Annotated in this window: 21 protein-coding genes; 12 read left to right on the plus strand and 9 right to left on the minus strand. The window is 47.7% G+C overall.

The window, feature by feature from the left end; translation table 11 throughout:
• Positions 1-568 precede the first annotated feature (568 nt).
• The 3 genes from B9Y59_RS01375 to B9Y59_RS01385 all read left to right on the plus strand — a co-directional run bounded on the left by B9Y59_RS01375 (position 569) and on the right by B9Y59_RS01385 (position 3813).
• On the plus strand, positions 569-1489 hold the full coding sequence (locus tag B9Y59_RS01375) for a magnesium transporter CorA family protein (protein ID WP_085531341.1): 921 nt from the start codon (positions 569-571) through the stop codon (positions 1487-1489).
• Between the two features lie 336 nt (positions 1490-1825).
• Positions 1826-3265, plus strand: a complete 1440-nt coding sequence (locus B9Y59_RS01380) for an MATE family efflux transporter (protein ID WP_085531343.1) — start codon at positions 1826-1828, stop codon at positions 3263-3265.
• Positions 3208-3813, plus strand: a complete 606-nt coding sequence (locus B9Y59_RS01385) for a cytidylate kinase-like family protein (protein WP_085531345.1) — start codon at positions 3208-3210, stop codon at positions 3811-3813. The genes B9Y59_RS01380 and B9Y59_RS01385 overlap by 58 nt, the downstream gene beginning before the upstream one ends.
• Before the next feature lie 157 nt (positions 3814-3970).
• On the opposite strand, the gene B9Y59_RS01390 is transcribed toward B9Y59_RS01385, so the two are convergent.
• Positions 3971-4759, minus strand: coding sequence for an HAD-IIB family hydrolase (locus B9Y59_RS01390; protein ID WP_085531347.1), 789 nt, complete (start codon positions 4757-4759; stop codon positions 3971-3973).
• A 243-nt stretch (positions 4760-5002) separates the two neighbouring features.
• Between B9Y59_RS01390 and B9Y59_RS01395 the strand changes: the two genes are divergently transcribed.
• Together B9Y59_RS01395 and tadA are read left to right on the plus strand one after the other, a co-directional pair.
• Positions 5003-6046, plus strand: coding sequence for a CPBP family intramembrane glutamic endopeptidase (locus tag B9Y59_RS01395; protein WP_085531349.1), 1044 nt, complete (start codon positions 5003-5005; stop codon positions 6044-6046).
• Between the two features lie 18 nt (positions 6047-6064).
• Positions 6065-6562: a tRNA adenosine(34) deaminase TadA gene (gene tadA / locus B9Y59_RS01400; RefSeq protein WP_256366522.1), complete on the plus strand. Its 498-nt coding sequence runs from the start codon at positions 6065-6067 to the stop codon at positions 6560-6562.
• A gap of 179 nt (positions 6563-6741) precedes the next feature.
• On the opposite strand, the gene B9Y59_RS01405 is transcribed toward tadA, so the two are convergent.
• A complete protein-coding gene (locus tag B9Y59_RS01405; protein ID WP_054323795.1) occupies positions 6742-7533 on the minus strand; it encodes a Cof-type HAD-IIB family hydrolase in 792 nt (263 codons plus the stop codon).
• Positions 7526-7744, minus strand: coding sequence for a helix-turn-helix domain-containing protein (locus B9Y59_RS01410; protein ID WP_054323794.1), 219 nt, complete (start codon positions 7742-7744; stop codon positions 7526-7528). The genes B9Y59_RS01405 and B9Y59_RS01410 overlap by 8 nt, the downstream gene beginning before the upstream one ends.
• Positions 7745-8186: 442 nt before the next feature.
• On the opposite strand from B9Y59_RS01410, the gene B9Y59_RS01415 reads away from it, so the two are divergent.
• Positions 8187-8690: a hypothetical protein gene (locus B9Y59_RS01415; RefSeq protein WP_158088908.1), complete on the plus strand. Its 504-nt coding sequence runs from the start codon at positions 8187-8189 to the stop codon at positions 8688-8690.
• A gap of 344 nt (positions 8691-9034) precedes the next feature.
• Here B9Y59_RS01415 and B9Y59_RS15595 read toward each other — a convergent pair whose 3' ends face one another.
• From B9Y59_RS15595 to gpr, 3 genes are all read right to left on the minus strand, one after another.
• The gene (locus B9Y59_RS15595; RefSeq protein ID WP_153802345.1) at positions 9035-9205 is read right to left on the minus strand and encodes a hypothetical protein; all 171 of its coding nucleotides are present in this window, start codon (positions 9203-9205) and stop codon (positions 9035-9037) included.
• A 25-nt stretch (positions 9206-9230) separates the two neighbouring features.
• Entirely contained in the window at positions 9231-10289 is a 1059-nt protein-coding gene (gene spoIIP / locus B9Y59_RS01425; RefSeq protein WP_242967175.1) for a stage II sporulation protein P, read from the minus strand.
• 198 nt (positions 10290-10487) lie between these two features.
• A complete protein-coding gene (gpr, locus tag B9Y59_RS01430) occupies positions 10488-11303 on the minus strand; it encodes a GPR endopeptidase (protein ID WP_054323791.1) in 816 nt (271 codons plus the stop codon).
• A 119-nt stretch (positions 11304-11422) separates the two neighbouring features.
• Between gpr and rpsT the strand changes: the two genes are divergently transcribed.
• Together rpsT and B9Y59_RS15960 are read left to right on the plus strand one after the other, a co-directional pair.
• Positions 11423-11686, plus strand: a complete 264-nt coding sequence (gene rpsT, locus B9Y59_RS01435; RefSeq protein WP_054323790.1) for a 30S ribosomal protein S20 — start codon at positions 11423-11425, stop codon at positions 11684-11686.
• Between the two features lie 210 nt (positions 11687-11896).
• A complete protein-coding gene (locus B9Y59_RS15960) occupies positions 11897-12049 on the plus strand; it encodes a hypothetical protein (RefSeq protein WP_162838196.1) in 153 nt (50 codons plus the stop codon).
• A 221-nt stretch (positions 12050-12270) separates the two neighbouring features.
• Here the strand turns inward: B9Y59_RS15960 and spoVAE are convergent, their stop codons facing one another.
• A complete protein-coding gene (spoVAE, locus tag B9Y59_RS01440) occupies positions 12271-12627 on the minus strand; it encodes a stage V sporulation protein AE (RefSeq protein ID WP_054323789.1) in 357 nt (118 codons plus the stop codon).
• A gap of 198 nt (positions 12628-12825) precedes the next feature.
• Between spoVAE and B9Y59_RS01445 the strand changes: the two genes are divergently transcribed.
• The 4 genes from B9Y59_RS01445 (at position 12826) to hemW (ending at position 19779) form a co-directional block, all read left to right on the plus strand.
• Positions 12826-13323, plus strand: a complete 498-nt coding sequence (locus B9Y59_RS01445; RefSeq protein ID WP_085531355.1) for an immunoglobulin-like domain-containing protein — start codon at positions 12826-12828, stop codon at positions 13321-13323.
• 217 nt (positions 13324-13540) lie between these two features.
• Entirely contained in the window at positions 13541-16738 is a 3198-nt protein-coding gene (locus tag B9Y59_RS01450; RefSeq protein ID WP_085531357.1) for a glycosyltransferase family 2 protein, read from the plus strand.
• Positions 16739-16859: 121 nt separating this feature from the next.
• Positions 16860-18668, plus strand: coding sequence for a translation elongation factor 4 (gene lepA, locus B9Y59_RS01455; protein WP_085534437.1), 1809 nt, complete (start codon positions 16860-16862; stop codon positions 18666-18668).
• Positions 18661-19779 (plus strand): radical SAM family heme chaperone HemW, encoded by a 1119-nt coding sequence (hemW, locus tag B9Y59_RS01460; protein WP_085531359.1) that lies wholly within the window; start codon positions 18661-18663, stop codon positions 19777-19779. Before lepA ends, hemW begins: the two co-directional genes overlap by 8 nt.
• A gap of 372 nt (positions 19780-20151) precedes the next feature.
• Here the strand turns inward: hemW and B9Y59_RS01465 are convergent, their stop codons facing one another.
• Together B9Y59_RS01465 and dnaJ are read right to left on the minus strand one after the other, a co-directional pair.
• Positions 20152-20901 (minus strand): GNAT family N-acetyltransferase, encoded by a 750-nt coding sequence (locus tag B9Y59_RS01465; protein WP_085531361.1) that lies wholly within the window; start codon positions 20899-20901, stop codon positions 20152-20154.
• Between the two features lie 249 nt (positions 20902-21150).
• Positions 21151-22299, minus strand: a complete 1149-nt coding sequence (gene dnaJ, locus B9Y59_RS01470; RefSeq protein ID WP_085531363.1) for a molecular chaperone DnaJ — start codon at positions 22297-22299, stop codon at positions 21151-21153.
• Positions 22300-22551 lie beyond the last annotated feature (252 nt).

Genomic DNA, 22551 nt, shown 5'->3' on the forward strand with positions numbered 1-22551 from the left:
GTTGAGATCGAAAAAACCTGAGTGGGACGCGAATAGCAATCTTTCGTAGGCAGGTTGTTAGCCGCCCCTACAGGTTTTCTTAAGACAACGCTTTAAGAGGCACGTTGAGATCGAAAAAACCTGAGTGGGACGCGAATAGCAATCTTCCCTAGGCGGATTGTTAGCCGCCCCTACAGGTTTTCTTAAAACAACGCCCTAAAAGGCGCATTGAGATTGAAAAAACCTGAGTAGGACACGAATAGCAATCTTCCGTAGGCAGGCTGTTGGCCGCCCCTACAGGTTTTCTTAAAACAACGCCCTAAAAGGCGCGTTGAGATGGAAAAAACCTGAGTAGGACACGAATAGCAATCTTCCGTAGGCAGGTTGTTAGCCGCCCCTACAGGTTTTCTTAAAACAACGCCCTAAAAGGCACGTTGAGATGGAAAAAACCTGAGTAGGACACGAATAGCAATCTTCCGTAGGCAGGTTGTTAGCCGCCCCTACAGGTTTTCTTAAGACAACGCTCTAAAGTACCGGATGTTTTATACATGGATCGGAAGGAATCTCTAAAGTTTGGAGGGAAGGGCGGATGTACTACCAACTGGGAGAACGGATGGAAAAGATACAGGCATGCCCTAAGCGGCTCGACCAGCCGTATGTGGCTGTGCTTTCCCAACAGGAATTGGAAAAAGAGGGAACCCGTATGGGATTGAATGCCCGTACGGTGCGGGAGTGCGGGCATATCCGTATGACCAAGACAGAGGTTCACAGCCAGTATCTGTTCGGCACACTGTACATTCCGGTCCGGCGGGAGAAAGTCCAAAACAACAGGCACATTCCGGTTGGCTTCTATGTGCAGGACAATTTCCTGGTACTGGTGGATGAAAGCGGTGTGGCAGAGCGAGCGCTGCACCAGCTGTACGTACGTAAAAAATGGCGGAATCCCACGTTTGCCCGCGTACTTTATGATTTTCTGGAATACCTGATCGGGCCGGATCTCTTGTTCCTTGAAGAGTTGGAGGAACAGCTCACTCATATGGAAGATGCGGTTTTGAACGGAGATTTTGACGGCTTTAACCACCGAATGATGGCTATGCGAAAAGAGCTTTTGTACCTGCACAGCTATTATGAGCAGTTGATCGATCTGGGAGAAGCATTTCAGGAAAATGAAAATGGTTTTTTTACAGAGACAGAGCTTCGATATTTTAAACTTTTTACAAAACGTACGGAGCGGCTCTGCAATAATGTCCAGCTTTTGCGCGACTATTCGATACAGGTACGCGAGGTCTACCAGGCCCAGGTGGACATCAAACAGAATCAGATTATGAAGGTGCTCACGGTGGTGACGACTGTCTTTTTGCCGCTCTCCTTAATTGCCGGCTGGTATGGAATGAATTTTGCCAATATGCCAGAGTTGCACTGGTCATTTGGGTATCCACTCGTTATTTTGTTCAGCGCTTTGGTTGTTGGCGTTTGCATATGGATTTTCCGGAAAAAGAAGTTTCTTTGAGTTTTGTGCAGGACGCCAAAAAGGAGCCAGCCTCGTATGCGAAAGGATGCACAAAGATTTAATAAGATGCAATTTTTGCTTACATTGCGAAAAAAGTTCCATTATAATAAAAGGGTCGGCGTTTCGGTAAAATGGATGTGTTCCATCTAAAACTCGATATAGATGTAAGTCCAGCTCCTGATAGCGTGTTGTCTATGACGGTTTTCCGTTTTTAGATGACACGTTTTTTTGTTGCCTTCCTCAGAAAAGTCGGATGGATGTGGCAGAACAAGTGGGAATTGCTTTCCCGGACCCATACGCCGAGAAAAGTATTTTTATAGTGAAGGAGAGTACAGAATGTCGGAAACAAGACAGGATGCAAACGCATACCTTGCAGCAGCGCCGGTTGGAAAACTACTTTTGAAGTTTTCGATCCCGTGTGTGCTGTCCATGCTGGTAAGCGCTTTGTACAACATTGTGGATCAGATCTTCATCGGGCAGAGCGTGGGGTATCTCGGAAATGCAGCTACCAATGTGGTCTATCCATTTACGGTGGTGGCATTGGCCCTAGCCCTTTTGGTTGGGGACGGCAGCGCTGCATTTCTGAGTTTGTCTCTGGGAAGCGGAGATCAAGAGACCAGTCACCGATGCATCGGAAATGGCATTGTTTTGTCGGCCGTGGTGGGGATTGTATTGATGATTATCGGCCTTGTGTTCACAGATCCCATCCTACATCTGTTCGGCGTGACAGAGGCGTGTTATGCATATGCTTGGGACTACATGCGGATTATATTGCTGGGGATTCCATTCTATATTTTTACATCGGGGATGAATGCGGCAATCCGTGCGGATGGGTCACCAGGATATTCGATGGTTGCAACTGTGTTAGGGGCCGTCATCAATCTGATTTTAGATCCAGTTTCGATCTTCATTTTTCATATGGGGGTCAAAGGCGCCGCAATTGCCACCATTATTGGACAGATTGCTTCCTGCATCATGACGGCGGCGTATTTTCACAAGCCCAAATCCTTCCGTTTTCAAAAGCAGAGTTTTCGGTTGCACAGCCGGATTGCACGAAGAATTTGTCAACTTGGCGTTTCCAGTTTTATCACGCAGATTGCCATCGTTGTCATTATCAGTGTAGCGAACAACATGATTGTTCTTCAAGGGCCGCAGTCTCCTTATGGAGCGGATATTCCTCTCTCTGCGGTGGGAATCGTGATGAAAGTGTTTGGCATTGTGATTGCATTTTCTGTGGGAATTGCCGTGGGAGGCCAGCCGGTCATCGGATACAACTATGGAGCGGGCAATTTTAGGAGGGTATTCTCTGTGTACCGGTTGGTGATTCTGGCGAACATCGCGGTAGGAGCGATCTCCATGTTGCTGTTTGAATGTTGTCCGCAGGTGATTGTGCACCTATTTGGCAGCGAGAGTGACTTATACAACGAATATGCAAATCTCTGTTTCCGTATCTATCTAGGAGGCATTCTTTTGTGTTGTATTCAGAAGGCCAGCAGCATCTTTCTGCAGGCGATCGGCAAGCCGGTCAAAGCGACCGTACTCTCCTTGTCCAGGGATGTGGTATTTTTGGTACCCGGCGTGGTGATCCTGTCCTCGCTTTTTGGCGTGACAGGGATGCTGTGGGCGGCCCCTGTGGCAGACGTATTGTCCTTTTTACTCACGATTTTACTGATCGGAATGGAATCCAAGTCCATCCGCCGAAAGGAGGAATCCGAGGAATGCAAAAGCGCATTGCCACCATCAGCCGTGAGTTCGGTAGCGGTGGAAGAAGTATAGGACGGTTGGTTGCGCGGCAACTCGGCGTGGCGTTTTATGACAAGGAACTGGTAAAAAAGATCGCGCTGGAAACCGGTTTTGACGAACAATATGTGGAGCAAGAAAGCGAAGATGCGCCCAACAAGAATTGGTTTGCATACGCTTTTTCTACGCGGGGGACCCAAGGCGCGATGAATAGCATGTCCACAGAAGACTTTCTCTGGGCCATGCAAAACAAGGTGATTCATCAGTTGGCGGAGAAGGGGCCCTGTGTAATTGTAGGTCGTTGCGCCGATTACATCCTGCGGGAGCGAGACGATTGCTTCCACGTATTCGTACATGCAGATCTGGGAACAAGGGCTCAACGGATTGTCCGTTTGTATGGGGAATCGGAAAAGAGTCCGGAAAAACGATTGGAAGAAAAGGATCGAAAACGGCGCCTCTATTACCGCCATTATACGGACCGGGAGTGGGGAATGTCACAGAATTACCATCTATCCCTGGACAGCGGTCTGATTGGTGTGGAACCCTGTGCGGACTTGATCGTCCGGCTGGTTCGTGCCTTGTAAGCGGTAAGACCAGATTGCGCAATCGGGGCTTATTCGATCTTCCAAGCAGGAGCAAAACAACAAAGACGCCCAAAACCCGGTCAAGTGGACCGCGTTCTGGGCGCCTCTTTGTATGACGAAACTAGAATCATTCTGGAATCGTTCGTTTCGCGTTTCTTTAAATCAAATGGAGTTTTTGTAACGCCGAGTGAATACCATCCTGCTGGACCGTTCCGGTGACCATACACGATACCTGCCCTAGTTTTGCGGTATGGCGCCCCATGGCGATCCCGGTCCCGACGCTGCAAAACATATCGTAGTCGTTGTCCGCATCGCCAAATGCATAGGCATGTTCCCGCGGAATCTGAAAGTACTCTAAAACGTTTTTCACGCCCAGGCCCTTGGAAATACCATGTTGTCCGACGTCGCATGCCTGATTGCCGGGTTGATCTGTGATGTCATACCGGTCGCTAAAATCGTGTAAAAACCGGTCCCGCTTGTCCACACAGTCGTAAGTGACCATCAGCTTATTAATGTGCAGGCCTTCGAGCGATTGCAGGGGAAGAAACCGATCGATGGGGAACGCATATTTACGCATCATCCCCTGAAAGGATTCTTCAGAGAGATCCCGGCAATAACAATACTCCGGTTCCTCCAGAACCGAATTGATTCCCACCATATCGAGATAGGTAACAAGGGTGCGCAATGCCTCAGGTGCAATGGTCTGATTGTGAATCACCGTACCGCCCGCTTCCGAACGCGCGCCATTGGCGGTGATATAACAGTCAAACAAAAGGAGGCTGGGGAGCACATAACACTGGGAACGCCCAGTGGCGAGAACGGTGAGAAATCCCTGTTCGCGCAACTGTGCGATTGCCTCTTTCGTCTTTTCAGTGGGAGCAAAAATCCCAGACGGCCCATCGATCAGCGTGCCATCTGCGTCGAAAAATACTGCGCCCTGGTACATTTGAGTCAACACCCTTTCTGTCTATATGTTCCGGCGGATGAAGCGAAAACATTGCCGTTCCGATTTTACCACTGCATCGCCGGATGGGTCAAGGTTTGACAAGATGTTTACAGAGATGGGATCAAACGGTCCTTCTACGCGGGCGATGCGGGAACATCTTCTACAACTTGCGGTATGGCGCCGGGTGTGCTATAATACGTTTTATTTAAAAGCAGGTTGTTACTGTCCAAAGGGGGGCTAAAATTGACCAATTATCATCCATATCTACCGCAACAAAATGATCCGTATATCCCCTATCCACAGGCTAGAATGGACCCGTTTTACGAGCAAAGACGTGAAGAAAAACATATGCTTCGAAAAACGGCGAGCGGCCTGAGCTGGATGCTTCTGTTGGTCGTTTTGCTGATGGCGGTTTTGCCGTCCGTAGAAAACGGTTTTTTGCGAATGGTGGGGTACCGTTGGCAGGGAGAACTCCAGTTCGGCGGGTATACGTCCCTGCTGTATTACCTGGTCAATGGCGTCACTTATATTTTGGCGTTTGCCTTGCCGCCGCTTTTGTATCTGGCGATCAAGCGGCAGCCATTACAGAGGGTCCTGCTGTTTGAAAAGACACCATTTTCCACAGCGCTGGCGTGTGTTTTTCTGGGAATGGGTGTGTGTATGCTGGCGAATTTTCCAGCGAATTGGATGGCGGACTTTTTGGAGTGGGCAGGCTACAGTGGGACTTTGCCGGATTCTCCACTCACCGGAGAACCGTCCATTCAGGCGCTATATTTTATTTCGCTCGCGGTAATTCCACCACTTGTAGAAGAGTTGGTTTTCCGCGGCGCAGTGCTGCATGGCCTCCGGCGGTTCGGGGATGGCTTTGCCATTGTTGGTTCCGCGTTTTTATTCGGCATGTTCCACGGGAACTTGATTCAGCTGCCATTTGCCTTTCTTTGCGGTCTGGCGTTAGCCTTTGTAGTGGTTAAGACCGGAAATCTTTGGGTATCCATAGCGATTCATTTTCTCAATAATGGTCTATCGGCTGCGATTACCCTTCTGCAATGGTATCAGGGAGATCTCTTGGCGAATACAGTCTATCTGATCGCCTTTGCTGCTTGGATTCTCCTGGGTATCGGCTCCGTCGTATTTCTAGCTGTACGTAGAAAGGGTTTTTTCCGTGTGTCCCGAACGGCTTGTGCGCTGACGATAGGACAAAAATTTCTCCATATGATCGTCAATCCAGGAGGCTTGGTTCTATTTGGCTACTGTGCCCTGTCCTGTGTGCTGATGATGTATCTATGATGCCGGGGAGGGTTTCTTCTGGAAAATCGTGACGAAGCATTCATGCGGGAGGCCTTGGAACTTGCCCGGGAGGCCGCTGCGGAAGGAGAGGTTCCCGTCGGGGCGGTGATCGTCTATCAGGATCGTGTGATTGCGCGCGGACGAAACCGGCGGGAGGTCGGGAAAAATGCACTTTGCCATGCGGAGTTGGAGGCAATCGATGGGGCTTGCCGTGCATTGGGAGGCTGGCGCCTGTGGCAGTGTACGCTGTATGTGACATTGGAGCCCTGCCCTATGTGCGCCGGTGCAATTATCAATGCGCGAATTCCGCGCGTGGTATTTGGCGCGAAAGACCAAAAGGCGGGTTCCTGTGGTTCCGTAGTGAACCTCTTCGCATTGCCGTATAACCATGCGCCGGGTGTCACCGGCGGCGTGTTGGAAGATGAGTGCGCGAAATTGTTGACCGCCTTCTTCAAAGAGTTGCGTTCTCGCCGGAAGAGGGAAACCAGGCAGAATGCCGAACCCAAAGACCGGTAAAGTTCGGAAGGGATGCCGGAGATGTGCATATGCACATCTCCGGCATCCCTTCTTGTGTGGGTGTAAGAACATTGGAATAAGGGGTTTGGGCGCAAAGCATTCCATGATGCAGATTGCGGGAAGAACCTTGGCTGCATACTCTTTGTGCTCGGCGCCTGCAACCCTTTAGGCATCATTCTTCAGAACAGCTGATAATGTTTGCAGGCTTTATAAATGCCATCGTCGTCAATACCAGCGGTTACGTATTCCGCCACGTTCTTTAGATCCTCCACTGCATTGCCCATTGCGATGGAATGGCCCACGACTTTCATCATGGTGATGTCGTTGTATCCATCTCCAATGGCATAAGCATCCTCCGGCGAAATCCCAGCCTCCTTCAGAAAGATCTGTACGCCACGGGACTTGTCTTTTCCCTGGAAGGAAAGATCTGCGGCCAGGCTGCCGGGATGCTTATTCAGAACCATCGGCTTTTGGAAGGCTGGTTTGCACCGGAGATAATGCGCCTCGTCCTGAAAAACAAAATCGATCAGGCTGGCGTGAACGTCTTCCGGCTCCCAGTCGGTCTGTAGATAACCGGGCATGCCATAGCTTTCGTTTAACGGCTCGATTTGTTCCTCTGGAACATGGCGAGCCCATCCCCGGGTGTTCCCTACAAAATTGTACCAGCAGCCATAGCGGTCGAAATATTCAATGTACTTCCGGATTTCATCCGGAGAAAAGCACTCTTCAAAGACCGTTTTTCCATCCACCACCACATGGGCGCCGTTCATCGCCACATAGTTGGAGAAGATGCCGGGAAAATATTTATGAATAAAGAGTTCTGGTCTTCCAGAAGAAATAGCGACAATATGTCCATTTTGCTTTAACTGTTTCAACGCTTCCAGAGCGCTGGGTTCCACATAAAAATACCGCTCATTGTGTGAGGAAAGCAGTGTGCCATCTATATCAAAGAAAATGACTTTTTTACTCATATGCCTCTCCTTTCTGGTCGCTCAGTCCCAGAATATAATCGGTTGATACGTGGTAGTATTTTGCCAATTTCAGCACAGCCCAGACAGGGATCTCGCGAATGCCCTTTTCGTAACGGCGGTAGACCTCCCGCTTGCAGCTTAATACATCGGCAATCTCCTGCTGTGTCTTATCGTGGTCGATTCGTAAGTCCTCAATGCGTTGGAAAAACATGGCCCCACCTTCTTTCTCTATGCTACTATTTTGTAGCATAGAAGATACGCTTTTGCAACCAAATGGTGGCTAAATGAACATAGAATTAAAATGAGATAATTACTGGTATCGCATAAAGAAGAACAGAAAATTTGGATTATATAAATAAATTTTTGTAGAAAAGATTCATTTTTTCAACTGCTATAGAGAAGGAGAGTGCCCCAAAACTGTGAATTTTTAAGTTCATAGTTTTGGGGCATCCTCCTTCTGTCTGGAAAAATATCTGAGTTCCTAAAAAATGAGGGTATCCTTCCGTCATTTCATGACTTTTGGGACACCCTCAATTGCTTAATATTTCAAATTGCGATAATATTTGTCGTTCAATAGATGCTTTTTACGGCGTTTCGGACGACGATAACGCTTGCGGCCACTGCCGCCGCGCGGTGGCCTCCGGTTGCTCAAAATGACAATCACAACCACTACAACGCCCAGTCCGATACATACCCATGCGATGATACCAATCCAATTGACCGTGCGGTTTGAGGTGGGCGCCATACTGGAGGATGGAAGCAAGCTGCTATCATCCGGCACACTGACCGACGGGAGAGAGATCGAACTAGAGGATTCTGAGCTGGAAGATTCCGCCTCAGAAGAGGAACTCGACGCGTTGGACGAAGCTTCCGGTGTGGAAGAGCGGGAACGGCTGGAAGTGGACGGTCTTCTGGAGGCCGTCTGCGAACTGCTTGGAGCCGTAGCCTGCGAAGAGGGAGGAGCCACAGGCGGTGTTGATGTAGCAGGTGGCTCTGACACCGGCGGCGCGGTGGATGTTGTGGAGGGGGCCTCTGACGGTGTTTCAGAGGAAGGGGGCGTTTCGGGTGACGGGTCTACGACCGGTGTGGTGGGATCTGGGGTCGGTTCCACAGCAGGTGGGGCGGATTCCGGAGTGCGGCCGATCACCTGTTGTTGAGTCTGTTGGGGCTGTTGCGGGTCCGTGGAGACCTCGGTTGCAAAAGCTACTGTTCCAAAGGTGGACGCCACACCGAATACGATCATAAAAACGAGCAACAACGCTCTACTATGTTTTTTCAATTTGAAACCTCCTGAGATAACCGGCAGGGGCGCGGGCTCCCTATGGGCAACGGGACCCTGTCGAGGGAATGGTCGGAAAATCTCTTCAATCAAGGGGGCGTTTTTTGCCGAATCTGCGCATATTTGCGGGCTACAAGTAATTATAGCATATTTCGAAGAGAAAGCAACCGAACCAGCCCGGCTGGCCTACATACAGCGGTTAATTTTTTATGAACAATCTGCCTAGAGGTGCAAATCCCATCCGGTCAGCGTATGAATCAGTGTTTGGTCGTCGCCAAACCCAGTCTGACGCGAATAATAATCCACTTCCAGAATACCGATCGCCAAAACTAAGATACAAAGCGTGCTGTAGAATGAGACGGCAAAGATCCGTGCATTTGTATTCCGTTTCATGATACGTCCTGTTCCTTTCCGAGGGTTACGTAAGTTGGTTCAATGTTTCTGCCAGGGCTTTTCCGAAGAGCTGCCCGGAGTACTTTACCTCTTCCAGTGTATTGACTTCTGTGCCAAACTCCACCAGTAAAGAGCCTTTTGTCATGTGCTCGTTGTATTTACGGGGGCAGAAGCTGAGGGGGCGCGCCAACCCTGGGTATAGATCGGAGAGGCTTTTTTGAACGCGGACTCCTAAGCGAAGATTGTACTCCCAGTCGGGGAATCCCAGAGTTCCGTCATCGTCACAACCTGAAATAATCATGATTTGGGCAGCTTTCTTCCCCTGGATCATCGCGGTGGGTTTCAGACGGATGCCATCCTGCGTTCCCATGGCATCGCGGTGAACATCCAATGTGACCTGGATGTCTGGATATTTTTCCAGATTTCGTTGGATGGTTTCGCCAGAGCGGTCGTAAGCACCGTTATAACTGGGGTAATCATGACAGGTGGTGTCATGAACCACGCCGAAGCCAGCAGCTTCCAGCTGTTTTTTGATTTCCTCACCTACTGCCACCACATTTTGAGAGTTGTCCTGTGTGCGGGAAGAACCCGCGAACGCCTCGGTTGTATGTGTGTGGTAAATAAGGATTTGGATGGTTCCGTCCTTTTTCATTTTAACCGCTGGTTCCTTGGCTAATTCAGCGCCAATGTCGATATCGTGATTTTGATTGGTATTTTTGACCCACATGTTTTCGTATTGAATGCCGGAATTGCTGATACTCAACTCTTTGACATTTCCAGTGATTGTTTCACTGACGGTACCTGAGGAAACGGAGGAGGAAGACGGTGTGCTGGAAGAACTGGCTGGTTCACTAGAAGAGATTGGGGCCTGGGAGGACGAGACAGCCGGTGTGCTGGCGACGGTATCCTCGGAAAAGTCTGTGCGAAACGCTTCTGCTGCACCACCCGGAAGGATGAATCCCGCCGCTGCGAGCGCGGCATCCCCCGCGTGCAGTTCCGGTAGGCGGGCTGCCGTACAGAATACTGCCACAGCGGCAAGCGCTGCAGAACAAAGCATCCGTCCATATTGTCGCCAATTTTTCATGTTTTGCATTCCCCCGCCATTCAACCGATTCGGCCCTGCTTTTGACGTACAAAAACCGTAGCCGTGCTTCTTAATGTGTATGCAGGTCCATAGAAATACAGACCTGTGGAAAAATGGGACATCTTGAAAAAAGCACAATTGGAGAAGAAGCGAGAGTGGGCGTGAATGGCGTCCCCCAGTTTGGAGAACTTTATGGGGTTAGCTGGCCAGGATGGAGAATTCCTCAACAGAAAGCGAGGGGTTTAAGGCGGTATTGATGGCCATGGCGACCATGCGTGCAGCGCGGGCAATGAGCAAATCGATCTCGCGCGGAGTAACCACCATATTTGCACCGCGCGGAGCAACCTTATCTTTAGGAGCGGCGTATCCAAGCAGATCAGCGGCAAGTGTGCCGGCGTCCACCACAGTAGGAACGCCAATTCCAACGACTGGGACGCCGAGCGTTTCCCGGCTGAGCTGGGGACGGGCGTTATTGACTCCGGAGCCGGGGGAGATGCCACTGGTACTGAGCTGGATGGTACATCCCAGGCGGCCTAAGCTGCGCGCTGCCAATGCATCGACTGCGATCACAGCGGCAGGCTGAAATTCTCGGGCCAGTGCGGACAGGAGCTCGCGGGTTTCGACTCCTGTACAGCCCAACACTCCTGTGCTGACCACTGCGACAGGGCGCAAGCCGTCAAGTCCTGTGACCCGTGCGATCTCTCCCCGGATGTGTCGCGTTGCGAGAACCTGTTCTGCGGTTTGCGGTCCCAAAGCATCCGGGGTGATCGCTCGATTGCCAAGACCTGCCACCAAAACAAGCCCTTTTTCTGGCAGAAGTGCACGGAGTTCATCGCGCAGTTGGTGCAGAAGTTCGTCCCCACTGTCGATATGGTCCGAAATGGCGGGGACCTCCAACGTGATATATTCCGCGCCGTTTTCTCGTATGCGTGTAATTGTACAATTCTTCTTTTTCTCTACCCGCTGGCTTGCTGGCTCCGTATATTCCAGCGCAAGGTCGGTACGGTATTCCATATACATTTCTCCCTTTTGTGATTTCGTAGAAAGGCGCTGCTTTTTCAGAAAAAGCTTGATTTTTTGGAACCTTAATGGTAGAATAAAAACTACATGACAGCACCAAAGGAGGTGGAACTATGCCGAATATTAAATCTGCTAAGAAGCGCGTGAAGGTGACTGCTACAAAGACGCTTATCAATAAAGCATTCAACTCCAGCCTGAAGACGGAGATCAAAAAAGCAAACCTTGCAGTAGAGACCGGTGCGGAAAATAAGGCTGAGGCCGTCCGTGTTGCGGTGAAGAAGATCGATCAGGCGGCTGCAAAGGGCATTCTGCATAAGAACGCAGCTGCGAGAAAGAAGTCCGCTCTCGTTCGCAAGCTGAACGGTGCGCAGGCTTAAGTCGAATACGCGAGGAAAAGCTGAAAGCAGAGCATATGCTCTGCTTTTTCTCATATTGCATGGGAAATCATTTCCAAGGGGAATTTCATTTGACTTTTTGTAGGAAAACGGTTATCATATAGATAACAATTTGGTTGTATCAACAAGCTCCTCGCCGCGGCGGCGTTCCCCGGCCTGCCGGGCTTGTATTTACAAATGGAGGTGCTCGCATTGAAAAAAGGAAATAACTTTGCTGTTTTTATTACAATTGTTTCTGCTCTTGCAGCTGTAGCCGCTGCTGCTGTGGCTGTTGTCCTCTTTTTTGAAAAGAAGCGGAAGGACGAAGAGGAGCTTGAGCACTATTTGGATTGCTCCATTCAGTGAGGACGGAGATTTTCTTCCGTATGGACGGGAAAGGATACGGGCAGGTATGCTACCTGCCCGTTTTATTTTTGTGTCTTTTCCGGAATTTCCGCCACCGTTCAATGTCGCGGCGTGTTTTTTCATAGATATGCTTCAAAAGCTTGTACAAAAGCATGCCGATAAAGCGTCCCTGTAGGATGCGAAGTCCACGGTACGCATATTTCCCATATCGGACATACCGATTAGCTCTTATCTCCGGGTTTTGAAAATATCGCAGCGAGATAGCCAAAGAATACTGCGGCGGCAATTCCCGCTGCGCCCGCCGTCAGTCCGCCGGTAAATATCCCCAGGAATCCTTTTTCCCGGATTGCTTCCAGGGTTCCCTTTGCCATATTGTAGCCAAATCCCGTCAGGGGAACTGTGGCGCCTGCACCTGCAAAATCGACCAAAGGCTCATAGAGGCCAAGCCCACCCAGAACAACCCCAAGCGTAACAAACAGGACCAAAATACGGGCTGGAGTCAGCTTGGTGTAATCGATTAACAGCTGACCGACGACGCAGATCGCTCCGCCGACAACGAATGCCCAAACATATTCCATATGTTTCACCTCATGGATTAGTATGAGGAAAGGGCTGCCATTTTATGCAAAATGTGATTGGATTGCTGCCTAGAAAAAAAGGCTAAAGCGTACGGCATGGAACGTTTTGAAATCAATGAGAGTGACCGGGGAATAGCTTTTGAAAAATTTTCTTTGTACCGGTGGTATTCCTTATAAATGGAAAGGGAGGGACTCTGTATGAAAAAGGCAATATGCACCGCGGTTTTGTTAGGAGCCTGTGCAGCACTCATTGGCTGCACGATAACTTCTCTGCAAGGACCGGAAACGGTTTCTCATCGAATTGAAACATCCACATCCTTGGTACAGCCTTCTTCTGAAGAGGAGGAGAAGGTGACAGATGGTTTTTCGCTTTCTGTGCAGGAAGGAACGATTCTGCCCGCCCCGAAGAAAATTGTAATCATCATCAATAATGGGACGGAAAAGGAAGTCGGATATGGGGAGAACTATTGGTTGGAACGTCAGACAGGCAATGGCCAATGGGAGAAGCTAGACTATTTACCGGATGCTGCCTGGCATGACATCGGAATTCTGGCGAATCCTCACTCCCGCAGCGAACACCGGATTCATCCGGTCAATTTCTATGGGGCAGATGCCCTTTCGCCGGGGCACTATCGCTATGGCAATACGTTTGACGGCGAAATATATTATGCAGAGTTTGATATTGTCGCGTCCTAAGATGTTTCGAGAATACATTTGTAATAATTGGTCTTTTGTTTCGAATACTTCTCATGAAAACGAATCCATTATGCATGGATTTTTGAACGATCGAATGAATAAAGAAACAGGTGATTGTCATGAAAAGGATTTGTGTGTTATGATATTTTATCAAAGAAGGCTGTAACAAAGACCTGAATTGGCTCAAGAGTAGGAAGATTTAAGGAGTAATGACAGAATGGAACGTTTTCCCAAAGTGTCGATCATCATTCCAGTTTACAATGTAGAGCAATATTTATCAGAATGTTTGGATAGTGTCGTTAATCAGACATTAGTAAATATCGAAATTATTTGTGTGAATGATGGTTCTACCGATTGTTCAGACGAAATTTTGGAGCGCTATGCAAGGAAAGATAACCGTATCACGGTTATAAATCAAAAAAATGGTGGACTTTCTGCTGCACGGAATAAAGGACTGGATTATGCGAAGGGGGAGTACATTTATTTTTTGGATAGCGATGATTTCATAGAATTCGATGCTTTGGAATCTTTGACAGCGCGGGCAGATGAAATGCACTTAGATATTTTATTTTTTGATGCAGATGCAGTTTTTGAGTCGAAAAAATGGAAAAAAGAGAAGATTATTTATTCGACTTATTATAAAAGAAAGCATACCTATAAAAAAATATATAGTGGCATAGAATTATTTCAAAAAATGTCGAAAAATAACGAATATAGATCGTCTCCTTGTTTGATGTTGCTAAAATCTGACTTTTTAAGGGCATTTGATATTCGTTTTGTTGAAGGCATCATTCATGAGGACAATATTTTTACCTTTTCTTGTGTGTGTGCAGCAGCAAAAGCGAGCCATATATCGAACTGTTACTATCATAGGCGGGTAAGAGAATCTTCTATTATGACAAAGCCGGAAACAGCTGAGAATCTAAAGGGTTATCTTTATTGTGTAATCGAGATGCTCCGCGAAATTCAGGGGAATTCTTTTCCAAAAGACATAGAAGTAGAGATAGAAAAAGTAATCCTCTCCATGTGGGATGCAGTGGTTCGCATTCAAAAAAAGTTACCTGTCGAGCAATTGCGCTCATTACAGGAGACACAGAATCTCTATGATCAAATCTTGTTTGAACTATATTTAAGCATGTTTTCGCGTAGAAATAGGGAAGGTCATATTATAGAGAATGATACACCCATAATTTCTGTAATTATTCCTGTATATAATGCGCAACGTTACTTGTGGGAATGTTTAGATAGTGTTTTAAATCAAACATTAGATCAGATAGAAGTAATTTGCATTGACGATGGTTCAACCGATTTTTCTCATGAAATATTAGAGCAATATGCAGGACAAGATTCAAGGGTAAAGTTATTTTCGCAGCAAAATTGTGGAGTAGGAGTTGCAAGAAACAGAGGAATAGAGGAAGCAAACGGGAAATATTTGTTTTTTATGGATGCAGATGACTTTATTGATGCAGATTTATTGAAAGATGCACATGAAAGAGCGGAAAGTGTCGACGCAGATATAGTTTTATTTCCTATTGATACGTACGACCAGATAACGCACTTACGGTCACCACGCCCATGGATGCTTGAAGAAAAGCTTTTGCCTAAGAAAAGCTTTTTCTCATGGAAAGACATTCCAGACCATATTTTTAATATTACCTCACCGGGGGCGTGCAATAAATTATGTAAATCGGAATTTGTTAAAAAGAATCGTTTAAAATTTGCAGAATTTCTTCATTCGGAAGATGTTGTTTTTACATTACCTGCATTAGCTTTAGCTGAACGTATTACAACATCATCTATGAGGTTCAAATACTATTATAGGAAAAATGTTCCAACAAGCTTAGAGACAGTCCCAAATTGTACCCCACTGATATTTATGGATGCTTTTTTGAGGGTTAAGGAAATTTTAATAAGCGCGGGAATATATTCTCATATTCGCAAAAGTTTCTCCAACTGTGTCTTATCTAGCTGTATTTATGAATTAGAGAAGCAAAAAGATTATGAAAGTTACAAACAGGTATTATGTTTACTAAAAGAGAAGGCTTTTTCAGAGTTTGATATAGAACTTATGAAGAAGGATGACTTTTTATCTCCATATTTGTTTAGTAAATATATGGATTTAAGTAAGTCCAATAAAAGTGAAAAGCTTTATAAGAATAATTTGAAAAAGTCGATGAACGACCTTAATTCAAATGACGCAGGGGCGTTAGAACTAGAACACCCTAAGGTATCGGTTATTATACCGGTTTATAATGCCGAACGCTATCTGTGGGAGTGCTTAGACAGCTTGTTGCGTCAGACGATGACAGATTTTGAAATTATCTGTGTGGACGATGGTTCTACGGATCACTCTTATGCAATTTTACAAGAATATGCAAAGAAAGACAAAAGATTTATAATTCTTCAGCAGCAGAACCAATATGCAGGAGTTGCCCGAAACCGAGGAATGGAGGTTGCTAAAGGAGAGTATTACCTTTTTTTGGATGCAGACGACTTTTTTGAGCCAGAACTTTTAGCTCATACTTATGCGTATGCCTGTGCAACGGAAGCGGATATATGTGTTTATCCTGTTAGAAAGTATGATAATGTAACAAGAGAATTTTCTCCGATGCCTTGGACTTGTGTGACAGATATTTGCCAACGTGAAAAGACATTCTCTCGAAAAACAAATCCAAAAGAAATTTTTCAGTTTACATCCCCTGCACCATGGAACAAACTATTCTGTAGAAGATTTATTGAACGGCACAATCTTCATTTTCAGAATACAAGAAGTGCAAATGATCTAGCGTTTGTAATGACAGCATTAGCACTGGCGGATAGGATTTCAATTTTAGATGAGAGTCTTTTAAACTACCGTAGAAATGTGAGTACTACTTTACAAGCAACACAAAGCAAAGAACCTTTTGCTTTTTATAAAGCTCTTATTCGGCTTAAGGAGAACCTGCAGACATTAAATATCTATCAGGAGTTGGAGCAGGGATATATCAATTTGGCAATGGGGACTTGTATTTATAATTTGGGAACGATGTACGAAAAGGAAGCGTTCATTCAAGTATATTCCTTCCTGAAAGAAAAGGGATTTTACGAGTTAGATATTATGGATAAAGAACAAAGTTACTTCTTTAACCAGTGGCAATATAGCCAACTAAAAAAAATAATTGACTTGTCTGTTGAAGAGTATATTTCTCAGCAGCATTTGTTTAAACAACCCACACCTTCTACTAGTAGAAGTCGTTCTGTGCTATCTTACGACCCATTAGAGGAACTGCAAGCAATTCGTGCGTCGTGGTCCTTCCGTATTGGCCAGGCAATTACTTGGATACCGCGCAAAATTAGAGGGATTCTTCGCTGCTATCGTGAGCATGGAATGTCCTATACGCTCAATTGTATACGTGTAAGCCTGTTTGGAAGATAAGTCCTTTTCGTTGTTAAGGAAAATTTAGCAGCTGCGGTTATACCTTGTGCTGGAAGTTCGGCTGTTGCTGTGATATAATCTATCCGTGTATTTTAATAGGAAATGGAAACGGGTGATTCATTTGTCAATACCACGCGAACGAATCCGCAATTTTAGTATTATTGCCCACATCGATCACGGCAAGAGTACGTTGGCGGATCGCATATTGGAGCAGACGAAATCAGTCGCGCTGCGCGACATGGAAGATCAGATTTTGGACGACATGGACTTGGAGAGAGAGCGTGGAATCACGATCAAAGCCCATGCAGTTACATTGGTATATCACGCAAAGGACGATCAGGACTATGTGTTCAATCTGATCGATACGCCTGGTCATGTGGACTTTAACTATGAGGTATCGCGCTCTCTGGCAGCATGTGAAGGAGCGGTCTTGGTGGTGGATGCCTCACAGGGGATTGAGGCCCAGACTCTGGCCAACACCTATTTGGCAGTGGATGCGGGATTGGAGATTGTGCCAGTTATCAATAAGATCGATTTACCGAGTGCCCAGCCAGAACATGTGCGGCAGGAGATTGAGGACGTGATCGGTATTCCAGCGGATGAGGCTCCTTGTATTTCGGCAAAGATGGGGACCAATATCGGCGCGGTGATGGAACAAATCGTCAAGCAGGTTCCACCGCCCGAGGGCGAGGAAGACGCCCCTCTGCGCGCATTGATCTTCGATTCCTACTACGATGCCTATAAGGGCGTCATCGCGCATGTGCGCATCAAGGATGGGACGGTTCACCCCGGCGATACCATCCGTATGATGAGTGTAGGCAGTGAGTTTACGGTAGTGGAATGCGGCTACATGCGCGCCACCAGTTTTGAACCGATGGACTGTCTGCGCGCAGGCGAGGTTGGTTATATTGCGGCATCGATCAAGGCGGTCCGTGAAGCGCGTGTCGGGGACACCATTACCCGGGCGGACAATCCGGCAAAGGAGCCATTGCCGGGATACCGTGCAGTACAGCCCATGGTGTTCTGTGGGATCTATCCCGCGGATGGAGCGAAATATCCGGATCTGCGGGATGCGCTGGAGAAATTGCAGCTCAACGACGCGGCGCTCTCCTTTGAGCCGGAGACCTCCATCGCGCTGGGCTTTGGATTCCGCTGTGGTTTTTTGGGGCTTTTGCATATGGAGATTATCCAGGAGCGCCTGGAACGGGAATACAATTTGGACATTATTACGACTGCGCCAAGCGTTGTCTACCATATCACAAAGACGGACGGAGAGATGATCGCGATCGACAACCCGACCAATTATCCGGACCCATCGTTGATAGCGCAGGCGGAGGAACCGATCACCAATGCCCATATCTATACCCCGAAGGAATACGTGGGCAATATTATGGATCTTTGTCAGGAACGCCGCGGTATTTTTAAGGACATGAATTATATTGACACAGACCGTGTGGATATTCACTATGAGTTGCCTCTCAATGAGATCATTTACGACTTTTTCGACGCGCTGAAATCGCGTACGCGCGGTTATGCCAGCTTTGACTATGAGCTGGCCGGTTACCAAAAGAGCAACCTAGTCAAACTGGACATCATGCTCAATGGCGAAGTCGTGGATGCATTGTCGTTTATCATTCATGCGGACAAGGCATATCCCCGTGCACGCAAAATGGCAGAAAAGCTGCGCGAAAAAATTCCGCGCCAGCTCTTCGAAGTGCCGATTCAAGCTTGCGTGGGGGGACGGATTATTGCCCGTGAAACGGTCAAAGCGCTGCGCAAGGATGTTTTGGCGAAATGTTATGGCGGCGACATTAGCAGAAAGAAGAAGCTGCTCGAGAAGCAGAAGGAAGGTAAGAAGCGCATGCGCCAGCTGGGAACCGTCGAGGTCCCGCAGGAAGCGTTTATGAGTGTGCTGAAACTGGATGAGTAAGATTGGGCTGTATTTGCATGTGCCGTTTTGTGAAAAGAAATGTCCCTATTGTGATTTCTATTCCATACATGCCTCTGAGGAATGGTTAAATTTATATACGGATTGTATGATTAAAAGAATGCAATACAATTCGTTTAAATTAGGCCGTTTGGCGGACACTCTCTATTTTGGGGGAGGCACGCCCAGTTTATTGAGGGGAACCCGGATAGCGCGTCTGATAAAACAAGCGAAAATTTCCTTTGGCTTGCAGGATGCGGAGATAACCGCAGAGGTCAATCCCGGTATCGACCTGGACGATTTTTTACAGGGCTTTCGGGCAGAGGGGGGCAATCGCCTATCGATCGGGATGCAGTCGGCGGATGACCGGGAACTCAAGCTCTTGGGCAGGCGGCACACGTTTGCACAGGTGGTACAGGCTGTAGAGACTGCGCGTAGAGTAGGCATCGACAACCTTTCCCTGGATCTAATGCTTGGTATCCCTGGCCAAACGGTGGAAAGCGCCAAGCGTTCGGCGGCCGTTTGTGCCGAGTTAGGAGTGCCGCATGTGTCGGCCTACCTCTTGAAAATTGAGCCAAACACGGCCTTTTATCAGCGCAGAGAGCAGCTGCAATTGCCGGACGAAGAAGAGGCATGTACTCTGTATGAAGCGGTCTGTGACGAATTGGAGCGGCATGGTTTAAGACAATACGAAATCTCCAATTTTGCCAAGCCGGGCTTTGAGAGCCGTCACAATCTGAAATATTGGCATTGTGAAGAATATCTGGGACTTGGCCCTGCAGCACACTCCTTCTTAAGTGGAAAGCGTTTTTATGAAACGCGCGATCTTCGCGCATTTTTAGCTGGACAACCGCCCATAGAGGACGTAGACGCCGAGATACCTGCGGGGAGTCCGGAAGAATACGCCATGTTGGCACTCCGATTAACAGAGGGATTGCAGGATCAAAAATACAGCGCACGCTTTGGAATTTCCCTCCCAACGCGTTGGAAACGCAGTGCGCAGAACTATACACATGCAGGTCTGACAGAATGTTGGCCGGGAGGGTTCCGATTTACCCGAAAAGGTTTTTTAGTTTCGAATGCTCTGCTTGCAAAAATTTTATACGAATCGTAATATTATATATAATAATACAAATAGAATATTCTGTTGTTGGCGTATGCCCTTTTTGTATGGAAACTTTAAAAGGAGAGCGTTCCAATTGAGGGAGTCCTTTTGGCGGTAATTTCGGATGCTTGTTTGATTGTTCAGGCCAATGATACACCCTTTGGCGATTGGAAAATGGGCATATCGCCTGTTATACAGCGGATCATTCGTTCATCCTGAGATTTTTAAATCTTTTGGATGATGGAAAGTGGAAGAGAAGAAAAGGCCCTGCATCCGGTGTAGAACACTGGATGCAGGGCCTTTTTTAGACAATTTAGGGTTTCCCTCTGTACCGATTTTATCAGACACCATGCTTTCTTGGGGAACCGCCAAACCGTCTATTTACTTCTTGAGGATTCTCTTTAAATAGGCTACGTCCAGCAGGTTCACGGTCTCGAAATTTCCTTTATAAAACACGGCCCAATTATTGAATACACAGGGCAATTCCTTTGCTTTTTGTAATGTATCGACCTGAATAAACGATACAGGTACGTCATTCGCTGCGCAGTACTGCCGAATGGTCTCCACGCTTTGATGGATATAGGGACACTGCATATCATAGTAAATGGTTAATTCCTGATTTGCAATTTTCCCAATTTTTGCATTTGGGGCGAATCGCGGTGTTGTTCCATCAAAAGAACACGCAAGCAGTTCATAGCCTGGATCGGCCGTATCAACGCACTCAAAGCCAAATTCTTTTGCAAATGCTTGATCGGAAAGCCAGGTCTTTTGCCTTTTTGCGCCGAGCATACAAATGCCGGATTTTCCCTTCTCTTTGGCATCCGCGAAACAATACTCCATCAGCGCTTTCCCATACCCTTTTCCTTTGTAGCTGCCAGAAACCCACAAGCAATATAGGTAATAGTAGTTGTCGCCAACTACAGGAACCCAAGCGGTTTCGAGAGGCGCATATTCGATAAAGACGGTTGCCTTTTCGTTCAACTTCCGAAAGACATGACCCTCTGGAAGCCGGTCTGAAAGCCATTGTCTCTTTGCTTCCACCCCCGGATGGGGCTTCCTGCTGCGAATGATACAGCACAAATGCTCGTGTAATAGGTTTTCGGATGTTAAATTTATAAACTCTGTATCCATATGGACCTCTTTTCTCCATGGTTCTGGTGAGTACGATCCCTTGCTGTGGTCTCACTATTTTGAGAAGAATCCAATACTTCGGAAGAGTGGTACACTCTTTAATCAAAGAATCTGCCTGCTGAGGAAAGAAAACAATGGAAAGTCGATGCATTTACTTGGAATCAATCCTTGTAGGAGCGACTCTTTTATCCATCCTCTTGAATAGAACAAAACCAGGACAGGGGACAAAGAGGCCCTGTCCTGGTCTGGTTATGCTTTTTTATCGTCGAACATCTCTTTAATTTTGTCGAAAAAGCCTTTGCGTTTTTGGTAGTTTTTCTCTTCCGCGCAGCTATCAAATTCTTGTAAAAGTTGCTTCTGCTTTTGAGAGAGATTTTTGGGGACTTCGATGGTCATCCGGACATATTGATCTCCCCGGCCCCTGCCGTTGATATGGGGGATTCCCTTTCCTTTGAGTTTAAACACATCCCCGGGTTGTGTGCCCTCACGCACTTGGTAGCTTACACGTCCGTCAATGGTCGGTACGGTTACCTCAGCACCGAGTGCCGCTTGCGTAAATGTGATCGGCATTTCACACCATACATCGTCCCCGCGGCGCTCAAAGATCGGATGCGGCCGCACATTTACATAGACATGTAAATCGCCGCTAGGGCCGCCGTTTGCACCTGCATTGCCTTGTCCGGAAACATTGAGCATCTGGTCATTGTCAACACCGGCGGGAATGTTGATCTCGATCGTCTTTTGTTTGCGCACGCGTCCGCTGCCGTTGCAAGTGTGGCAGGGAGATTCGATCACGCGGCCAGTACCGCCGCAGCGGTCACAGGTCCGCGCGGTCTGTACCACGCCAAACGGCGTACGCTGGTTGATGCGTACCTGTCCCGTACCGCCGCACTGGGGGCAGGATGCTGGACTAGTTCCCTTCGCGGCGCCTGTGCCGCCGCAGTCCGGACACGACTCGATTTTGTTGAAGGAAATGGTTTTTTTACAACCCTTTGCAGCTTCCTCGAAGCTGATGTTGACGACTCCTTCCGTATCGCTGCCGCGGCGCGGCGCATTTGGATTGGCGCGGCGCGCGCCGCCGCCAAAGCCGCCAAAAAAGCTGTTGAAAATATCCCCCAAGTCGATGTCGCCGGTGAACGGGCTGCCGGCTGCACCGCCACCGAAGTTGGGGTCCACCCCGGCATGGCCGAACTGGTCGTACCGGGCCCTTTTATCTTTGTCCGAGAGTACCTCATACGCCTCATTGACTTCTTTAAATTTTGCCTCCGCCTCTTTGTCCCCCGGATTGAGATCCGGGTGATATTTTTTTGCCAATTTGCGGTAGGCTTTTTTTATTTCGTCTTCGGTGGCGTTCTTTGGCACACCCATCACTTCATAAAAATCCCTTTTATCGGCCACACCTATCACTCCTACAAATGCGCAAGCCGCCTCAGCTCTGTCTGGAAATCTTTGCCCACGCGAACTCTCATTTTTATGCGGCACAGCCGCGTTCTCTATCCTATCAGGTTTTCCGCCTGTTGTAAATCACTTTTAGAGAAAATCCACTTCGCCATTTTACGGGTGAAAGCTGTTGTGGGTATCATCCACACCCACAACAGCCTTACCATCGTTTATCAGGAACGAATACTGCCATGCAGTACGCCCGAAAGT

The organism is Anaeromassilibacillus sp. Marseille-P3371, from assembly GCF_900169665.1.
In the GTDB taxonomy this organism is placed as follows: Bacteria; Bacillota; Clostridia; order Oscillospirales; family Acutalibacteraceae; genus Anaeromassilibacillus.

Excerpts from the sequence above, each read along its gene's own strand:
- B9Y59_RS01375 (WP_085531341.1), top strand. The coding sequence starts at position 569 with ATGTACTACCAACTGGGAGAACGGATGGAAAAGATACAGGCATGCCCT.
- B9Y59_RS01380 (WP_085531343.1), top strand. The coding sequence starts at position 1,826 with ATGTCGGAAACAAGACAGGATGCAAACGCATACCTTGCAGCAGCGCCG.
- B9Y59_RS01385 (WP_085531345.1), top strand. The coding sequence starts at position 3,208 with ATGCAAAAGCGCATTGCCACCATCAGCCGTGAGTTCGGTAGCGGTGGA.
- B9Y59_RS01390 (WP_085531347.1), bottom strand. The coding sequence starts at position 4,759 with ATGTACCAGGGCGCAGTATTTTTCGACGCAGATGGCACGCTGATCGAT.
- B9Y59_RS01405 (WP_054323795.1), bottom strand. The coding sequence starts at position 7,533 with ATGAGTAAAAAAGTCATTTTCTTTGATATAGATGGCACACTGCTTTCC.
- B9Y59_RS01410 (WP_054323794.1), bottom strand. The coding sequence starts at position 7,744 with ATGTTTTTCCAACGCATTGAGGACTTACGAATCGACCACGATAAGACA.
- B9Y59_RS01415 (WP_158088908.1), top strand. The coding sequence starts at position 8,187 with ATGACAATCACAACCACTACAACGCCCAGTCCGATACATACCCATGCG.
- B9Y59_RS15595 (WP_153802345.1), bottom strand. The coding sequence starts at position 9,205 with ATGAAACGGAATACAAATGCACGGATCTTTGCCGTCTCATTCTACAGC.
- spoIIP (WP_242967175.1), bottom strand. The coding sequence starts at position 10,289 with ATGAAAAATTGGCGACAATATGGACGGATGCTTTGTTCTGCAGCGCTT.
- gpr (WP_054323791.1), bottom strand. The coding sequence starts at position 11,303 with ATGGAATACCGTACCGACCTTGCGCTGGAATATACGGAGCCAGCAAGC.
- rpsT (WP_054323790.1), top strand. The coding sequence starts at position 11,423 with ATGCCGAATATTAAATCTGCTAAGAAGCGCGTGAAGGTGACTGCTACA.
- spoVAE (WP_054323789.1), bottom strand. The coding sequence starts at position 12,627 with ATGGAATATGTTTGGGCATTCGTTGTCGGCGGAGCGATCTGCGTCGTC.
- B9Y59_RS01445 (WP_085531355.1), top strand. The coding sequence starts at position 12,826 with ATGAAAAAGGCAATATGCACCGCGGTTTTGTTAGGAGCCTGTGCAGCA.
- B9Y59_RS01450 (WP_085531357.1), top strand. The coding sequence starts at position 13,541 with ATGGAACGTTTTCCCAAAGTGTCGATCATCATTCCAGTTTACAATGTA.
- hemW (WP_085531359.1), top strand. The coding sequence starts at position 18,661 with ATGAGTAAGATTGGGCTGTATTTGCATGTGCCGTTTTGTGAAAAGAAA.
- B9Y59_RS01465 (WP_085531361.1), bottom strand. The coding sequence starts at position 20,901 with ATGGATACAGAGTTTATAAATTTAACATCCGAAAACCTATTACACGAG.